We start from the raw sequence: 12816 nt of genomic DNA on the forward strand, positions 1-12816 counted from the left end.
ACCTCCCCACCCCGCCGTAATCTTCCGCGCCTACCGCGCCTTCCGCACCCCTGCGCGCGGGCATCCTCCGATGATCACGCACGCCGGCCCCCGGGCCGGGGTCCTCGGACGGGCCCCGGGCCGGTCATGGGCGGGTGCTCAGTGGAACTGGCCGGGCTCGTAACTGCCCGCGGGCTGCTGAGTGATGACGTTCAGCCGGTTCACCGTGTTCATGAAGGAGACGAGGACCACCAGGGCGGCGAGCTGGTCCTCGTCGTAGTGCTTGACGGCACGCGCCCACACCTCGTCGCCGACCCCGCCGGCCGCGTCGGCGATCCGGGTGGCCTCCTCGGCCAGTTCGAGCGCGGCGCGCTCGGCCTCGGTGTAGACCGTGGCCTCGCGCCATGCCGCGACGAGGTTCAGCCGTACCGGGGTCTCGCCGGCCGCGGCGGCGTCCTTGGTGTGCATGTCGACGCAGGCGGCGCAGCCGTTGATCTGGCTGATGCGGAGCGCCACGAGTTCCCGTGTGGCCGCCGGCAGCGGCGAGTTCTTCAGCTCCTTGCCGACCGACATGAAGTACTTGAGGCTCTTGGAGGCGGTCGGATTGGTGAAGTAGTCCAGTCGTGCGTTCATGGTGCGCGCTCCTTCGTGGTCGTCTCTTCCCGCACCTCCTGAGACGGGGTCACCCGTTCTCCTGTGACATGACAGGGTGTGACCCGCGTCTCCTCGCTCCCGTGCGTGACCGCATCGGGTGTCGGGCGCGACGCCACACGCGCACCAGCCGAGGTGAATCCCGGCATACCGGATGGTATTTTCAGCCAATTCTGCTTGGCCGAACACGCCCTTTCTGGTGCTACATCCCTCTTCTCTCCCCCTCGTGCGATCGGGAGAAAGTGAAAGGGTGTAGCTGTGAAGCAGTCCAACTTGGCATATTGCCAACACGGTTGATCTCCCGCACTCACCGAATGCCACCACTTCGGCCGGGGACCGTTCCGATGCCAGCGACCCATGGGGAGAGCGTGCGTACGACCAGGAAGATGAGGCGGCTCGCCAAGGCGCTCATCGACCCCATCGCCGTCCCGGTCCCCGCGGACCCGGACGTCCTCCTCGATGCCCTGGTCGAGTCCGCAACCCGGTGGCGGGGGCGCCCGATCGTCGTCCACATGGCCAACTTCCCGACGCCGCACACCACGACGACGGGTCTGTGGATCGACCGCGGCACACGCGACGACATCATCATCGAGGCGGACGCCCCGCCGTGGATGAAACTGGTGATCCTGGGCCACGAGTTGTGGCACATGGCCGACGACGACCCCGTACCGCCCGACGGGCACGCGGGCGGACTGCTGCCCGCTCCGGCCGGCGAGAGCGCCCAGGCGACCGCGGCGCGCACCCGGTTCCACGAGGCCGCCGAGCAGCGGGCCGACCTGTTCGGCATGCTCATCGGCGACCGGCTCAGGCCGTGGCTGAAGGCGTCTCCCGACTCGGTCTACGCGGCTCAGAGCGCGGTGGGCGACGATCTCGCCAGCCGTATCGGCGCCGCCCTCAACTACCGGGGGACGGGCCGGTGAGCGGGCTGATCAACTACATCAGTTGCGGGATCCTGTGGCTCGCGCTGCTGGCCAAGGCTCCGGACGTGGCCCGTAATCGCCGTGATCCGTTCCTTCTCTCCATCAGCGGGGTGCTGGTCTTCGCCTCGTTGTGCTTCCTGTTCGGCGCCCCTCCCGTCGTCGGGTTCATCAACCGGGCCGGCGGTGTGCCGAACCTGGCGGCCCCGCTGACGTACGCCGCCGTCACCGCCTACAGCGCCTCGTACGTGATCCTCATCGTGTACTGGCGCGGCGGGCCGACGACGACGCGCACCGCGAAGCGCTGGCTGTTCGGCTATGCGGCCGTGCTGTGCGGGATCGCCGTGACGTTCGCGTGCGGCGACGCGCCGGTGGAGCGCCGGACGGACTTCGACACCTACTACGCCACGACCCCGTTCGTCGCCGAGATGATCGTCCTCTATCTCGTGGCGCATCTGACGGCCGTCGTCTTCGGTGCCGGCCGGTCGCTCGGCTGGGCCCGGCACGTGCACGGGCCCCTGCGTGCGGGGCTGCTGACGATGGGGCTCGGAGCCCTCGTCACCGGTGGCTACAGCATGTCCAAGGTCGTTGCCGTGGTGGCGCGTTGGTGCGGACGGGACTGGTCCGTGCTCGGCACCACGATCGCCCCCGTGTGCGCCGGGGTGGGCGCGGCACTGACGGTCGTCGGCATCCTCGTCCCGCTGGCCGGTCATCATCTGGCCCGTCATGTGAGTCTTTGGCGCGCGTACGTACGGCTGCGGCCGTTGGAGCGCGTGCTGGAAGAGCTCCTGGAGCGTGAGTACCTGCGCATTCCGCGGCCGTCGTGTCCTTCCGCCGCCACACGGCTGGCGTGGCGTCAGAACAGCATCTGCAACGGTCTGCGCTATCTGGCCCCGTACTTCGACTCCGGGCTGTTCCAGCGCACGTACGCCGATCGGCTCCGGGACTCGCAGGACGCGGACCGGGCGGAGGCCGCCGCGTGGGCCACGGCCATCGCCGCGGCGACGCGCGCGGCCCGTGCGGGAGAGGCGGCGCTGTCGTCCGCCGGCGGACTCGGCTCGTCGCCCTCGGGCCCCGAACTGCCGGTCCTGATGACCGTCGCCGACGAGCTGGCCCGCCGCGACGGCGCCGCGACGGCGCGCGTGGACGACGGCGCGCTCACCGCGGGATCGGTGTGAACCGGTGTCCGCCCGCCGCCCCCTCACCGCGTGCCACGCGTGCCAGCCGGCACTGAACGGAGTTCTCAGCCCATGAGCCTGGTCGTCTACTCGGCCGCGTGCATCCTCGGCGTGGCGGCTCTGCTGATCCTGCGCCGGCCGCGTCGCGCCCTCAGCGATCCGCTGAACGCGTCCACCTGTGCGGCGATCCTTCTGGGCGGGGTGTGTTTCGTCTGCTCGGCCCCCGCGACGCTCGCCGCCGTCAACGAGCTGACGGGTGTACCCAACTTCGGTGCCCCGATGACGTACAGCGCCATCTCGGCGTTCAGCGCCTCCCTGATGATCCTGCTGATCAACTGGCGTGGTGGGCCGGCCGAGCGGATCAGGCGCTGGGTGTACTCGATCGGCATCGCCTACACCCTGGTGATCGCCGGCGTCATCGCTCTGTTCGCGCTGGCGGACGCGCCGGAGGAGCGGCTCACCGACCTGGACACGTACTACGCGAACACGCCGTACATGCGCGAGATGATCGTGCTGTACCTCGTGGGCCATGCCGTGTGCACGCTCGTGATGTGCGTGGTCTGCGTGCGGTGGTCGCGGGAGGTGACGGGCATCCTCAGGGCGGGCCTGCGGCTCATCATGGCGGGGCTGGCCCTGGACTTCGTCGGCTTCGTGGCCGCCAAGACGACGGCGGTGGCCGCCCGTTGGGCGGGACACGATCTGGACGTCCTGTCCACGGTGGTCGCCCCGCCGGCGGTGTCACTCGGCGGTCTGGTGTTCAGTGCAGGGTTCGTCCTTCCCCGCCTGCTGCCCGCGGCCCTCGCCCAGTGGCGCAGCTACGGGGACCACCGGGCGCTGGCTCCCCTGTGGGCCGAACTGCGCACCGTGCCCACCGCTCCCAAGCCCTCTCCCCCGCGCTGGCAGCTCCCCAGGGGCAGGCTCTACTACCGCGAGGTCCGCATCCTCGACGCCCTGCTCGCCCTCCAGTCCCGTTACGACGGCCAGGTCCGCGAGCGGGCGTACGCCCAGGCGCGGGGGCAGGGCGCCTGCGCCGACGAGGCCCACTTGCGCGCCGTGGCCGCCATGGTGGTCGACGCCGCCCGCCAGAGCCCGCAGGCCGAGGACCGTGTCGTCACCGAACCGGTGGACGCGTCGCGCCTGCCGACCTCCGCGTTCTGCGACACCGGTGAACTCGTGCGACTCTCAAGGGCGTTGGCGAGGCCGCCCGCTGTCGGATCGGATCGTGAAGGTACGGTGAGGGCCTCTCATGGCTGACACACGAGGAGCATGATGTCGCGTAGAGCTGTCGTCCTCGGCGCGGGAATCGCCGGCATGCTCGCGGCGGCGGCGCTGTCGCCGGCCGTCGACCATGTGATCGTCCTGGACCGGGACGAGTTGCCTGCCGGGCCCGAGCACCGCAAGGGCGTACCCCAGGGGCGCCATGCCCATCTGCTGATGCCCGGCGGGCTGGAGGCGATGGACCGCCTGCTCCCGGCGGTGGGCATGCGCGAACACCTGCTGGCCTCCGGGGCCCGGGAGGTCTCGCTCAGCTCCGGAATGCTGGCGCTCACCCCGGCGGGATGGTTCCGGCGGTGGCGGCACGACCACCACCACGTGATCACGTGCAGCCGCGCCCTGCTGGACTGGGCCGTGCGCACCGCGGTGCTGCGCGGCACCACCGTCGAGGTGCACCGCGCCCAGGCGACCGGACTACTCGGCAGCGCTACGCGCGTCACCGGGGTGAAACTCGCGACGGGCAAGGGCAAGGGCAAGGGCAAGGGCACGGGCACGGGCACAGACACAGACACAGGCACGGGCACGGGCAGCGGGTTCGACCCCGCCTTCCTCGCCCGGCACGGTGTGCGCCTGTCCGCGGACGGACGCGAGGCCGACCTGGACGCCGATTTCGTCGTCGACGCGACCGGCCGGGGGACGCGGATCGTGTCGTGGCTGCACGACCTGGGGATCCGTGACGTCCGGGAGAAGAACATCGACTCCGGGCTGGTCAACGCCACCCGCATCTACCGCACTCCCGAGGGCGCCCGGGACTGGCCCCTCACCCTCATCCAGCCCGACCCGTACACCGGGCGGCCCGGCCGCAGCGGCATGATCGTGCCGATCGAGAACGATCAGTGGATGGTGAGTTTCGGCGGCTCCCGCGGCGGCGAGCCCCCCAAGGACCCCGAGGGCTTCCTCAAGTACGCGTTCGACCTGCCCCATCCTCTGGTGGGCCGGCTCATCGCGGGTGCCGAGCCCCTCACCCCGGTCTTCACCAGCCACAGCACCAGCAACTCGCGGCGGTACCTGGAGAAGACCCGGCTGTGGCCCGAGCGCTTCGTCGCGCTGGGCGACGCCGCCGCGACCTTCAACCCGCTGTACGGACAGGGCATGTCGGTCGCCGCGCTCGGCGCGCTGAAACTGACCGAGGCCGTCGGCTCGTCCGATGTCGCCGCGCCCGGTCTGGCCCGCCGTGTCCAGCGTGTGGTGGCCCAGCCGGTCGAGGCGGCCTGGACGCTGGCCGTGAGCACCGACGTCCTGTACCCGGGGGTGCACGGGGGTAGTCCGACCCTCGCGGACCGGCTCGCCGCCGGCTACTCGCAGCGGCTGACACGTGCCGCCACCGGCTCGTACCCGGCCGCGTCCGCGCTGTGGGACGTGACCGGGCTGCGCACGGGTCCGTCCCGGCTGATGCGTCCCGCCACGGTACTGGCCGCCCTCGCCGGCTCCCCGCTGCCGCCTCTCGCGGGGCCGCCGCTGACCGCCCAGGAGCGCGCACTTCTCACCCGGCTGACGCGCACCCCGGCGCCGGTGTCCGCCCAGAACGAGGGCAGGGTCTGACACCGACTGCCGTTGGCGGTGTGGCTCGTGGTGCAGGAGCCGGTGCCGCCGGGGGTGCTGTGGGGACGTCCTCGGCGGGCGGACGGCGGGCGGTCCTGTCTCGGACCGCCCGCCGGGGCCGTATCACCACGCCTGATGCCCCATACACATCGGCCGTCCGGCCCTGGGGCGCGCCCAGTACTGCGGCTCAGCACTTCCCTCGGTTCTGCGACTCAGTACTTCTTCGCGCCCGCCTGGATCGCCTCGCGGATGCGGTGGTACGTGCCGCACCGGCAGATGTTGCGGATCTCGTCCAGGTCGGCCTCGGTGATCTCGCGCCCCTCCTCCCGGGCCTGGCGGACCTTGGCGACGGCGGTCATGATCTGGCCGGGCTGGCAGTAGCCGCACTGCGCGACGTCCTGTTCCAGCCAGGCCTCCTGCATGGGGTGCAGGTCCTTGCCGACGGTGGCGGGCAGGCCCTCGATGGTGGTGATCTCGTCGTCGGCGCCGATGTCCTTCACCGGTACCGAACACGGGTTGAACGCCTTGCCGTTGATGTGGCTGGTGCAGGCCTGGCACACGCCGAGCCCGCACCCGTACTTCGGTCCGGTGACGCCGAGGACGTCGCGCAGCACCCACAGGAGCCGGACGTCGTCCTCGATGTCGACGGTCACCCGCCGGCCGTTGACGATGAAACTGCGTTCGGGCACGGGGACTCCTAGTAGGCGCGGTCCAGGCCGTCGACGGGCGAGGCGGGGATCGGCGGGGTGGTGGGCAGCGGCTCGAAGCCGAGGGGCTCGGTGTGGTTGATCGGGAACGTCGTCGGCATGGTGCCGGTCGCGCGGCCGTACGCACACGCCACGGCGGCCATCGCGGCCGGGACGCCCAACTCGCCGGCGCCGCCGGGCTGCCCGGTGGTCGGCGGCATCACGACGATCTCCAGTTCCGGCGGGGTGTTCCACTGCCGGGTGTAGAAGTAGTTGTCCCAACTTCCTTCGAGGAAGTGCCCGTTGTCGAGGTGGAGGCCGGAACTGAGGGTGAGGGCGATGGCGTCCGTGATGCCGCCCATCATCTGCGCCTCCAGGCCGCGCGGGTTGACGGCCAGGCCGACGTCGACCGCGCAGACGACCTTGGTGACACGTGGTCCGGTGTAGGCGTCGCGGATCTTCCTCCCGGTGGTCTCCGGGCGGCAGTCGATCTCCGCCAGGACCGCCACGCACGCGTGGTACTCGGGGTGGACCGCGATGCCCTGCGCGGTGCCTGCGGGCATGCTCCGGCCCCACTTCCCGACCTCGGCGACCTTGTCCAGGACCGCCCGCGCCCGCTCGTTCCTGAGGAAGGACCGGCGGAACTCCAACGGGTCCTTGCCCATGCGCTTGGCCAGTTCGTCCACGACGAGTTCCTGCGCGCACCGCACGTTGGGCGAGTAGATGTTGCGCATGGAGCCGGTGGGGAAACCCTTGTCGGTCTCGCTCAGCAGCTGGGTGACGACACCGAAGTTGTACGGGGTCTGCTGGGTCAGCGCGAAGACCGTCTCGGAGAGGGTGAGATCGCCGACGGGCGGCCGGGCCGCCTCGGCGGTGATGATGTCGCCGAGGCCGTGGCCGAAGTCGGTGGAGACGGAGGTGTGCCGCTGGTCGTAGGTGAGGACGTTGCCCAGCGCGTACGTGGCCCGGACCCGGGAGGTGGACATGGGATGGGTGCGGCCCTGGCGGAAGTCGTCGGTGCGATGCCACATCAGCTTGACCGGCTTGCCGATCGCCTGGGAGACCTCGGCGGCCTCACCGGCGGCGTCGTGGAAGAGCTTGCGCCCGAAGGAGCCGCCGCCTTCGGTGACATGGACCTTGACGGCGGTGGGGAGCAGCCCCAGTTTCGCCGCGATCTCCTGCTGGGCGACGACCGGGGACTTCAGGCTCGCCCAGATCTCCGCGGAGTCCGCGCGTACGTCGGCGATGGCGCAGTTGGTCTCCAGCGCGCTGTTGCTGGCGAAGTGGAAGGTGAATCGGGCGTCCACCGACTTGGTCAGCAGGTCGAGCGCGACGAGCGGGAGTTCGGCCTTGCGCAGCTCGTCCTGGATCACCTTGTCGCTCTTGCCCTCGGCCGTCCCCGGCCCCCAGGTGACGTTCAGGGCGCGCACGGCGTCGATGCACTGGCCGAAGGTGCGGCCACGGACGGCGACACCGGTGGAGATGGTGACGACATCGGTGATGCCGGGCATCGCCCGCACCTCGGCGAGGTTCCCCACCGAGCGGACGGTCCCGTTGATGGTCGGCGGCCGGCAGATCATGGTCGGCAGGGCGCCCGGGATCTGCAGGTCCATCGCGAACTTCTTCTGCCCGGTGACCGCTTCGCGGGCGTCGATGCGCCCCTGGGCCGTACCGATGACCTTGAACTCCGAGGCCTGCTTCAGCGTGACCGGTTCCTGACCGGTCGTCATGGAGGCTGCCTTCTCGGCGAGTTCGCCATAGGAGAGGCTCTTTCCGGTCACCGCGGAGGTGATGAGGCCGGCCTTGGCCGTCAGGGTGCCCAGGGCCTCGCCCAGTTCGAGTGCCGCGGCCCGCAGGAGCCGGGCGCGGGCGAGGGCGGCCGCCACCCGGATCGGCGTGAACGTGGAGATGGTGGTGTTGGATCCACCGGTGAACTGGTTGAACAGCAGCTCGGGCCTGGCGTCCGCGAGCGTGACCTTGATCCTGTCGATCGGGAGGTCCAGTTCCTCGGCGATCAGCATGGCGCTGGACGTGGTGACGCCCTGACCCACCTCCGCCCGGGGCAGCGCGAAGGACGCGGTGCCGTCCGGGTCGATCCGCAGCGTGATGAGGTTCGCCGTCGGCAGGGTCGCGTAGGTGAGGATGTCGTTGAGGTCGACGATCTCTGCCGGACCCGGCAGGGTGGGCACCACGGCCTCCGCCTCCGCGGGGGCGAGGACCGCCTCGCCGAGCTGTGCCGCCACCGTCAGTGTCGAGGCACCGATGACATAGCCGAGAAACCTGCGCCGCCCGATCCCGTCCGCGCCCGGTATGGGCGCGGGCTCCGACGAGCGCTCATGTATGTCCGTCAACTGTCCTCCCGGTAAGGCGGAACGCGCCCGTTCTGTGCGCGGCTCGTGGTGCGTCCTGAAACAGCCCCCACCACACCAGCTGATCCTCCATGGCGACAGCGCCCCAGTCGTACTTTTCACCAGGGCCTTCACTTCTTCCCCATGTCTCTCGTGCGGCTCACTCATCAGGAGGTGCCGGGGCGGACGACACCGGCCGCGCCGCCAATCGGCGGGAATCGGCGCCGGTACGCCATCGGACGACTCGCGCGGTGGTACGGATCGAGGGCCGGGCATGCGACGAGCGGGAGGGCACGTGATCCGGGTCCTGGTGGTCGACGACGAAGCCCTGGTCCGCGGTGGCTTCACCCATATCCTCAACGCGACGGACGACATCGAGGTCGTCGCGGCGGTCCCCGGTGGCCAGGCCCTGCCGGCGGTCCGCGCGGCACGCCCCGACGTCGTTCTGCTGGACATCCGGATGCCCGACGTGGACGGCCTGACCGTCCTGGAAGGCCTGCGCCGGATGCCGGACCCGCCGGTGGTGGCGATGCTCACCACGTTCGACGCCGACGAGTACGTGGCGACCGCGCTGCGTTCGGGCGCCGCGGGCTTTCTGCTCAAGGACACCGACCCGGAGCAGCTCCCCTACCTCGTGCGCGCCCTGGCCGAGGGCGGCACCGTGCTGTCGTCCAAGGTCACCCGCGCCGTGGTGGACGGCTACCTCGACAAGGACGCACGCGAGCCCGCCGTCCGGCTCGCCGCCCGGCTGAGCGAGCGCGAGCGCACGGTCCTCGTGCTCATGGCCGAGGGCCTGGCCAACACCGACATCGGCGAACGGATGCACCTGAGCACCGGCACGGTCAAAGGCCATGTCAGTGCCGTGCTCAACAAACTCCAGGTCACCAGTCGTGTCCAGGCCGCGCTGATCGCCGAGCGCGCGGGCCTGCTGGCGTCCGCGTGCGAGGAGGACGCCGGGTGAACCGCCGGTCGGGGCGGGACGTGCTGCGGGACTTCGGGCTCGTGCTCGTCTCGCTGGCGGACGCCTGGGTGCACATCGACGTCGAGACGGACGTGGCCATGTTCTGGGCGGTGGTCGCCGCCCTCGCGCTCTTCCTGCGCCGCCGGCTGCCCCTGCTGACGTTCGCCCTCACCCTGCCCACCGCCCTCATCTCCGACGCCGTGTTCGCCACCACGGCCGCGCTCTACACGCTCTCCTCGCTCAGCCGTCACCGTGTGCTGCTGGCCGGGTGTGCCCTGCTCTACACGGTCGCCGACTTCCTGCCCTGGCCGTGGTCGTCGGTGCGGGCCTCGGAACTCGACGAGATGAACGACCTCCTGCACCTCACGTACACGCTGGCCACGGCGGTGGCGCCCGTCTTTCTGGGCCAGCTCGTCCAGGCCCGGCGTGACCTGTCCCTGCGGCTCAGCGAGATCTCCGAGGCGCGGGAGCAGGAACGGCTGCTGGCCGCGCAGAGCGTCCTGGCCCAGGAGCGCGCGCAACTGGCCCGGGAGATGCACGACGTGGTCTCGCATCAGGTCAGCCTGATCGCCGTACAGGCCGGCGCGCTCCAGGTGGGCGGCCCGGACGCCGAGACGAAGGCGGCGGCGGCCACCATCCGGCAGCTCAGCGTGCAGACGCTGGACGAACTGCGGCACATGGTCAGCGTGCTGCGGGCAGCCGGCAGCCGCCCCACGGAGCTGACCCCGCAGCCGTCCCTCGCCGACCTGCAACGGCTGGTCGACACCAGCGGCATCGAGGCGGAACTCAAGACGGACCTGCCCGAGGACCTTCCGGCCACGGTCCAGCGCGCCGTCTACCGCACCGTCCAGGAGGCGCTGACCAACGTCCGCAAGCACGCTCCCGGTGCCGCGGCCACCGTCAGCATCCGCCAGATCGACGGCACCATCCGCACCATCGTCACCAACACGGCGCCCACCCGACCCGCCCTCCCCCTGCCCGGCGCCCATCACGGCCTCGTCGGTCTGCGCCAGCGCGCGGAACTGCTGGGCGGCACCATCACCTCCGGCCCCACCCCCGACGGCGGCTACGAGCTGCGCCTGTACCTGCCCGCCACCGACGCGCGGTGACCGGCGGCCATGGCATGCGAGGCGTCGTAAGATCCAGGAACGGGGAGCCCTCGCGCCCGAGCCGCGCCCGAGCCGCGCCCGTCCGAGGGCCCCGGCAGAGGACCTGCGGAGGCACCGGCACGATGGACGAGCGACAGCCCCTCCCCGACGACTCACTGGCCGAGGCGGCGGACGTGTTCCACCGGCTGCGGCCACGCCTGTTCGGTGTCGCCTATCGCGTCCTGGGCAGCGTGACCGAGGCCGAGGACGTGGTGCAGGACGCGTGGGTGCGCTGGCAGGGCGCCGACCGCAGCGCGGTGCTTGATCCCGGGGCGTTCCTGGCGAGGACGACCACGCGGCTGGCGATCAACGTGGCGCAGTCGGCGTGGGCGCGCCGCGAGGCGTATGTGGGGCCGTGGCTGCCCGAGCCCGTCGACACCAGTGTCGATCCGCAGGTCGGCGCGGAACACGGTGAGGCGCTGGAGCTGGCCGTGCTGCGGGTCCTGCAGAAACTGAACCCCGTGGAGCGGGCGGCCTTCGTGCTGCGCGAGGCCTTCGACTACCCCTACGACGAGATCGCGGGCATGCTCCCGCTCAGCCAGGCCAACACGCGGCAGATCGTCAGCCGGTCCCGTAAGCGTCTGGCCACCGAGCGCCGTGATCCCGTGGACACGGCGGAGCACCGGCGGCTGCTCGACGCCTTCGTCGCCGCCGCGCGCCACGGTGACGTCGCCGCGCTGCGGGACGTGCTGGCCGCCGACGTCGTCGCCTACGCGGACGGGAACGGCATGCGCGGTGTGGCACGGCTGGAGGTCGTCGGCGCCGAGCGTGTGGCCAGGATCAGCGCCTTCGCGCCGAGGTTCTTCCCCGGGGCCGACTACGGCGTGGCCGAGATCAACGGCCGGCCCGGCATGGTGCTCGTCCAGGACGGGGTGACCGTCGCCCTGATGAGCATCACGGTGGGACCGGACGGCGTCGACGGGCTCTACTGGGTCATCGCGCCCGACAGCTGCGGGCGTACGAGCGATCCGCGCGCAGGCTCGACGAACGGCGGCCGTGACGCCGGGGGGCGCCGGGGCCCCGCGGTGTGCGGGGAGGCGGCGCCCCTCATCCCGGCCATCGGTCCGGCCCGCTGGACGACTGGCCGGCTGGTCGGCCGGCCGGCTGGTCGGCCGGCCGGCCGGTGCCGGTCAGTGCTTCCGCAGCCAGTCCTCGTAGCGGGTGGGTGCGACGTGCACGGTGTCGTCGCCCTTGAGCACGTCGGGCATGCCCGCGAACAGGCCGGCGGTCTCGTCCGTGACGACCGTACGGCCGTCGGGCTTCGCCGCCAGGGTGATCTCGGCGAGTCGGTCGAGTCCGTACACCTCGGGGCCGGAGATGTCGCGGATGCCGTTCGACGGCTCGCTCAGGGCCGCTTCGGCGACGGCGGAGGCGACGTCGGCGGAGGCGATCGGCCGCAGCCGCAGGGACGGCAGGCGCACCTCCTTGCCGTCGGTGGACATGTCCATCACCGGGCCGATGAACTCGAAGAACTGGGTGGCACGCACGATGCTGTGGGGCACCCCGCCGGCACGCACGGCCTTCTCCTGGGCGACCTTGGCCCGGTAGTACCCGTAGTCGGGCACCTGGTCGACACCGACGATGGAGAGCGTGACGTGATGGCGGACGCCCGCCTCCTTCTCCGCCGCGAACAGGTGTTGCGCCGAGCGGGTGAAGAAGTCCAGCGCGGGCTCGGTGTCGAAGGACGGGGAGTTGGACACGTCCACGACCACGTCCGCGCCCTTGAGGGCGTCCGCCAGGCCCTCGCCGGTGAGGGCGTCGATGCCCTTGGAGGGACTGGCCGGCACGACCTCGTGACCACGGTCGCGCAGCAGCGCGACCACCTGTGAGCCGATGAGACCCGTACCGCCGATGACCACGATCTTCATCACTGTCTCCGTTCCCTGCTTCGTTGCTTTGCGGCTTCCTTGCTGTGCTGCTTCCTTGCTGTGCTGCTTCCTTGCTGTGCTGCTTCCTTGCTCGTTGCTTTTGTCGCCTTATTGCTTCGCTGATTCGTCGCTCCGCCGGTGCACCGGCACGGCAGGCCGACCGGAGATCACGGAACATGCCGTTGAGTGGAGCAATCACCGGTGTTCCGCGTCCCCTCGGACCAGGCTGTATGCCCTGCCGAGGTCGTACAACTGGAGTCCCG

Annotated in this window: 10 protein-coding genes and 1 pseudogene; 7 read left to right on the plus strand and 4 right to left on the minus strand. The window is 71.0% G+C overall.

Annotated elements, in window-relative coordinates; translation table 11 throughout:
- Positions 1-138: 138 nt before the first annotated feature.
- On the minus strand, positions 139-612 hold the full coding sequence (locus tag ACGFYV_RS06000) for a carboxymuconolactone decarboxylase family protein (RefSeq protein ID WP_393877137.1): 474 nt from the start codon (positions 610-612) through the stop codon (positions 139-141).
- A 362-nt stretch (positions 613-974) separates the two neighbouring features.
- On the opposite strand from ACGFYV_RS06000, the gene ACGFYV_RS06005 reads away from it, so the two are divergent.
- The 4 genes from ACGFYV_RS06005 (at position 975) to ACGFYV_RS06020 (ending at position 5542) form a co-directional block, all read left to right on the plus strand.
- A complete protein-coding gene (locus tag ACGFYV_RS06005; protein ID WP_393877138.1) occupies positions 975-1550 on the plus strand; it encodes a toxin in 576 nt (191 codons plus the stop codon).
- Positions 1547-2725 carry an MAB_1171c family putative transporter gene (locus tag ACGFYV_RS06010; RefSeq protein WP_393877139.1) on the plus strand — a complete coding sequence of 393 codons (1179 nt, stop codon included), beginning with the start codon at positions 1547-1549 and terminating at the stop codon, positions 2723-2725. Before ACGFYV_RS06005 ends, ACGFYV_RS06010 begins: the two co-directional genes overlap by 4 nt.
- A 72-nt stretch (positions 2726-2797) precedes the next feature.
- Complete coding sequence (locus tag ACGFYV_RS06015; RefSeq protein WP_393877140.1) at positions 2798-3979, plus strand: MAB_1171c family putative transporter; 1182 nt, start codon at positions 2798-2800, stop codon at positions 3977-3979.
- Positions 3980-3994: 15 nt separating this feature from the next.
- Positions 3995-5542, plus strand: coding sequence for an FAD-dependent oxidoreductase (locus tag ACGFYV_RS06020; RefSeq protein ID WP_393877141.1), 1548 nt, complete (start codon positions 3995-3997; stop codon positions 5540-5542).
- A 212-nt stretch (positions 5543-5754) separates the two neighbouring features.
- On the opposite strand, the gene ACGFYV_RS06025 is transcribed toward ACGFYV_RS06020, so the two are convergent.
- Both ACGFYV_RS06025 and ACGFYV_RS06030 read right to left on the minus strand, forming a co-directional pair.
- Positions 5755-6231 carry a (2Fe-2S)-binding protein gene (locus ACGFYV_RS06025; RefSeq protein ID WP_393877142.1) on the minus strand — a complete coding sequence of 159 codons (477 nt, stop codon included), beginning with the start codon at positions 6229-6231 and terminating at the stop codon, positions 5755-5757.
- 8 nt (positions 6232-6239) lie between these two features.
- Positions 6240-8579, minus strand: coding sequence for a molybdopterin cofactor-binding domain-containing protein (locus ACGFYV_RS06030; protein WP_393877143.1), 2340 nt, complete (start codon positions 8577-8579; stop codon positions 6240-6242).
- 292 nt (positions 8580-8871) lie between these two features.
- Between ACGFYV_RS06030 and ACGFYV_RS06035 the strand changes: the two genes are divergently transcribed.
- From ACGFYV_RS06035 to sigJ, 3 genes and pseudogenes are all read left to right on the plus strand, one after another.
- The gene (locus tag ACGFYV_RS06035; RefSeq protein WP_393877278.1) at positions 8872-9537 is read left to right on the plus strand and encodes a response regulator; all 666 of its coding nucleotides are present in this window, start codon (positions 8872-8874) and stop codon (positions 9535-9537) included.
- The gene (locus ACGFYV_RS06040) at positions 9534-10646 is read left to right on the plus strand and encodes a sensor histidine kinase (RefSeq protein WP_393877144.1); all 1113 of its coding nucleotides are present in this window, start codon (positions 9534-9536) and stop codon (positions 10644-10646) included. The genes ACGFYV_RS06035 and ACGFYV_RS06040 overlap by 4 nt, the downstream gene beginning before the upstream one ends.
- A 122-nt stretch (positions 10647-10768) precedes the next feature.
- A pseudogene (sigJ, locus tag ACGFYV_RS06045) lies at positions 10769-11685 on the plus strand (RNA polymerase sigma factor SigJ).
- A gap of 130 nt (positions 11686-11815) precedes the next feature.
- On the opposite strand, the gene ACGFYV_RS06050 reads toward sigJ, so the two are convergent.
- Positions 11816-12553 (minus strand): SDR family oxidoreductase, encoded by a 738-nt coding sequence (locus tag ACGFYV_RS06050; protein ID WP_393877145.1) that lies wholly within the window; start codon positions 12551-12553, stop codon positions 11816-11818.
- Positions 12554-12816: the final 263 nt, after the last annotated feature.

The sequence above is a fragment of the Streptomyces sp. NPDC048297 genome (genome assembly GCF_043201585.1).
GTDB lineage: Bacteria > Actinomycetota > Actinomycetes > Streptomycetales > Streptomycetaceae > Streptomyces.

What these genes read in the sequence shown, in the direction of transcription:
- ACGFYV_RS06005 (WP_393877138.1), top strand. Translation starts at nt 975, where the DNA reads ATGCCAGCGACCCATGGGGAGAGCGTGCGTACGACCAGGAAGATGAGG.
- ACGFYV_RS06015 (WP_393877140.1), top strand. Translation starts at nt 2,798, where the DNA reads ATGAGCCTGGTCGTCTACTCGGCCGCGTGCATCCTCGGCGTGGCGGCT.
- ACGFYV_RS06000 (WP_393877137.1), bottom strand. Translation starts at nt 612, where the DNA reads ATGAACGCACGACTGGACTACTTCACCAATCCGACCGCCTCCAAGAGC.
- ACGFYV_RS06050 (WP_393877145.1), bottom strand. Translation starts at nt 12,553, where the DNA reads ATGAAGATCGTGGTCATCGGCGGTACGGGTCTCATCGGCTCACAGGTG.
- ACGFYV_RS06020 (WP_393877141.1), top strand. Translation starts at nt 3,995, where the DNA reads ATGTCGCGTAGAGCTGTCGTCCTCGGCGCGGGAATCGCCGGCATGCTC.